The sequence below is a fragment of the Acidisoma silvae genome, from assembly GCF_020618775.1.
Taxonomy (GTDB): Bacteria; Pseudomonadota; Alphaproteobacteria; order Acetobacterales; family Acetobacteraceae; genus Acidisoma; species Acidisoma silvae.
In genome coordinates this window covers 1-3,583 of the sequence record NZ_JAESVB010000053.1, presented here as the reverse complement: position 1 = coordinate 3,583, position 3,583 = coordinate 1, and the positions used below count along the sequence as shown (strand labels likewise).

At 57.7% G+C, this 3,583-nt stretch carries 3 protein-coding genes; 1 reads left to right on the top strand and 2 read right to left on the bottom strand.

The window, feature by feature from the left end; genetic code table 11:
• Nucleotides 1-112: 112 nt before the first annotated feature.
• A complete protein-coding gene (locus tag ASILVAE211_RS25655; protein WP_227324190.1) occupies nucleotides 113-826 on the bottom strand; it encodes an SDR family NAD(P)-dependent oxidoreductase in 714 nt (237 codons plus the stop codon).
• A gap of 272 nt (nucleotides 827-1,098) precedes the next feature.
• Here ASILVAE211_RS25655 and ASILVAE211_RS25650 point away from each other — a divergent pair, with 272 nt between their 5' ends.
• On the top strand, nucleotides 1,099-2,031 hold the full coding sequence (locus ASILVAE211_RS25650; protein ID WP_227324189.1) for a LysR family transcriptional regulator: 933 nt from the start codon (nucleotides 1,099-1,101) through the stop codon (nucleotides 2,029-2,031).
• On the opposite strand, the gene pckA is transcribed toward ASILVAE211_RS25650, so the two are convergent.
• Nucleotides 2,028-3,575 carry a phosphoenolpyruvate carboxykinase (ATP) gene (gene pckA / locus ASILVAE211_RS25645; protein WP_227324191.1) on the bottom strand — a complete coding sequence of 516 codons (1,548 nt, stop codon included), beginning with the start codon at nucleotides 3,573-3,575 and terminating at the stop codon, nucleotides 2,028-2,030. The genes ASILVAE211_RS25650 and pckA overlap by 4 nt on opposite strands.
• Between the last annotated feature and the right edge of the window lie 8 nt (nucleotides 3,576-3,583).

The window sequence follows — 3,583 nt, the reverse complement described above, 5'->3', positions numbered from 1 at the left end:
ACACGACCTGCCATGCCAACTCCTCCTGGCACAATCGATGCGGGCTTGCCGATCGCCGTGCCGATATCTGTATGTCCGCCAAATCTTTATGCGATCGGCGCATTGTTAATTGTCAGTGCATCACCATGCCGCCGTCAGCGACCAGCGTCATGCCACTGCAAAAAGAAGCTTGTGGAGACAATAGCCAGGCAATCGCTTCAGCAATTTCTTCGGGCCTGCCCAGCCGTTTCTGGATCGCCATGCCTTCGATGCGCGACCGGATATCCGGATCCGCAAGTGGCCTCGCCGCAAATGGGGTCTCGATCATGCCTGGCGCGACGGTATTGACGGCAATACCGCGTTCCGCCAGGGCACGCGCCGCATTCTTGGTAACCGACAGGATTGCCCCCTTGCTTGAGGCATAGGATACGGTGCCGGCCAAGCCTCCGCCACGGAGCCCGGCAACACTTGCCACTGTGCAGATGCGACTACCCGCCGGCATGATCAGCGCCGCTTCACGCATGCACAAGAAAGTGCCTATGACGTTCACGTCATGAACGCGACGGAACTGCGCTGCCGTCGTTTCAAAAAATGGCGTAGTCTCATAAATGCCGGCGCAGGTCGCCAAAGCATCCAAACCACCCAGTTTTTGTGCAATCTCTTGAAAGGCTACAACGACGGCCGCTTCATCTGCCACATCAACAGCCTGGGCCATATGATCCCCTGCCACCGTCTGAGCTGCTGTCAAATCCCGGTCCAGACAGACGACCTGCCAGCCTTTGCTCATCATCAGACGGGCCGTGGCCGCACCAATACCGCTGCCGGCCCCCGTCACTGCAACGCGCATTATCCACCCTTTCATGCCGTTCCCGGCTTGTCTCATCCCCACTCTCCGCCCGATCAAGGTCACCATGAACCACCAAGACCTATGATCACGATCGGGAGAGCTTGTCAGTGTCAGATTGATCACGCGGATGCTGATTTGGCCGCTTTCCTCCAGACCTTATGATTGGTCCGTATTTTCGAGTTAAAAGCTAGACCTATGCGGTATGGGTTGCCAGATGACACAGCCGCTATAGCAGCTATAATCGCTATGAAAGGCAGCGGCACCTAAAGCTGTTGCCATCTGAGGGTGGATTCTTGGAACTTAAGCAGCTGAAGTATTTTTTATGCGTGGCAGATGCCGGAAGCTTCTCAAAAGCCGCCGTCACGCTTGCCTTGACCCAACCCGTACTTAGTCGGCAGGTCAAGTTTCTTGAAGAGGAATTGGGCGAGGAATTATTTTATCGCAACGGCCGTGGTATCGTTCTCTCGAATGCCGGCCAAATTCTGGCCAACCATGCACGCGAAATGGTGAATATCGCCGACCGCATCACTGGAGAGATGGCAGCCCGCCGAGCAAAGCCGAGCGGAAAAGTCGTCATTGCCATGCCACCTTCTATAGGCTGGGTTCTGACAGTTCCCCTCGTGCAGCGCTGCCGTACCCTTTATCCTGAAATTTCCCTGCACGCTGTTGAAGGTTTCAGCGGCCATGTTCTGGAATGGCTATCGACGGGCCGTGTCGATATCGGTGTCGTCTATAATGCGCCGCGCCATCCGACACTGCTGACCGAGCCCCTTTTGGAGGAAGACCTGATTCTGCTCGGCCCACCCGACGATCCCGCAGGTGTGGGCGATGATCCGATTACGATTGAACAACTGGCCGAAGTTCCCCTCATCATGCCGGCAAGGCCGCATGGGCTTCGCATGCAGGTCGACCACGCCATGACCCGGATCGGCGTCACTCTGCGGATCGAGCATGAGATGGACGCCATGACCACCACGCTCGGTCTGGTCGAAGCGGGGGTCGGCTATACAATCCTAAGCTATGCGGCGACGCAGCCGCGCATTGCTGCCGGTCGTCTGAGGTGGTGGCCGATTGAAGCGCCGCATCTCACCAGACAGCTGGTGTTGGCGACCGCAACGCAGCGCCCCATGACTGCCGCCACGCGGCTCATCATCAAGCTGATCCGGGATCAGGTGGCCGATTTATGCTGGACGCCGGCTGGCTAGACGCCAACGGCGGCAGCCCGGATATCGTCATCCACCTCGCCGTCGAATTTCCTGAAGTTCTCGGCAAAAAGACCGGCGAGATGCCTGGCTTGAGCGGCATAGGCATCAGCGTCAGCCCAGGCATCGGCGGGGTTGAGCAAATCGGCCGGCAGGCCTGACAGACTCAGTGGAATCGATAAGCCGAAAAACGGCTCGGTCTGAAATGGAACCCGATCCAGGCTGCCATCAAGCGCGGCAGACAGAAGAGCGCGCGTATGCGCGATAGACATGCGGTGCCCCACACCATACGGGCCACCGGTCCAGCCCGTATTCACCAGCCAGCATGTCACATCTTGCTCGCTCAGATACTGCCGGAAAAGCCTTCCGTAGACCGCCGGTGCTCGTGGCAGGAAGGGCGCACCAAAGCAGGTACTGAACGTCGCCACCGGTTCCTTGCCGAGACCTTTTTCGGTACCGGCGATACGCGCCGTATAGCCTGACAGGAAATGATACATTGCCTGGGCATGGGTCAGTTTCGATATGGGCGGCAGAACTCCAAAGGCATCGGCAGTCAGCATAATGACATTGCGGGGCCGGCCACCGCGCCCATCCGATTTCGAATTCGCAATGTAGTGGACCGGATAGCAGGACCGGGTGTTTTCCGTCTTGCTATTGTCATCCAGATCAAGCGCGCCCCGGGAGTCGATTGCGACATTCTCCAGCACAGCACCAAAGCGATGGGAGGCCGCCCATATCTGTGGCTCGGCTTCCTGGTGCAGATGGATCACTTTGGCGTAGCAGCCCCCCTCCATATTGAAGACGCCGTCACGGCTCCACCCATGCTCGTCATCGCCGATCAGCGGCCGGTCGATGTCGGAAGACAGCGTCGTCTTGCCGGTGCCAGACAGGCCGAAAAAGAGTGCCACATCACCATATATGCCGATATTGGCGGAGCAGTGCATCGGCAGGATGCCCTTTTCCGGCAGAGCCCAGTTCATGACGGTGAAGATCGCTTTTTTGATCTCACCGGCATATTGCGTGCCGGCGATGATGATCTGCCTTTGCGCGAAGGAGAGAGCGATAACGGTGGAACTTCTCAACCCATAGGACGACGGATCAGGTGTCAAATCAGGCGCGTGGAAAATCACGTAATCCGGAACAAAGCTTTCCAGTGCCTTGGAGTCGGGACGAATGAACATGTTCCGGGCGAAAAGCGCATGCCAGGCTTTTGTCGTGATAACACGCACGCGAATCCGATGGGCTGGATCGGCCCCAGCATACAGGTCTTGCACAAAGAGCACCTGAGTTTGCAGGTAATCCTGAACATGGCCCGTCAGTCGTGCAAAATTATCCCGTGACAGCCTTTGATTGATTTTTCCCCAGTCAATCTCGTCGGCTATGCCGTTGTCCTCGACCACGAATTTGTCCTGGACGGAGCGGCCCGTATGGATGCCCGTCTCCACGACAAGCGCACCATCGGCGGAAAGAACGGCTTCCCTCCGCTCGATCGCCTGCGTAACCAGCGCGACGGCCGACAGATTCCGGTGAATCTCCGCTCCGGTCAGTGCCCAAT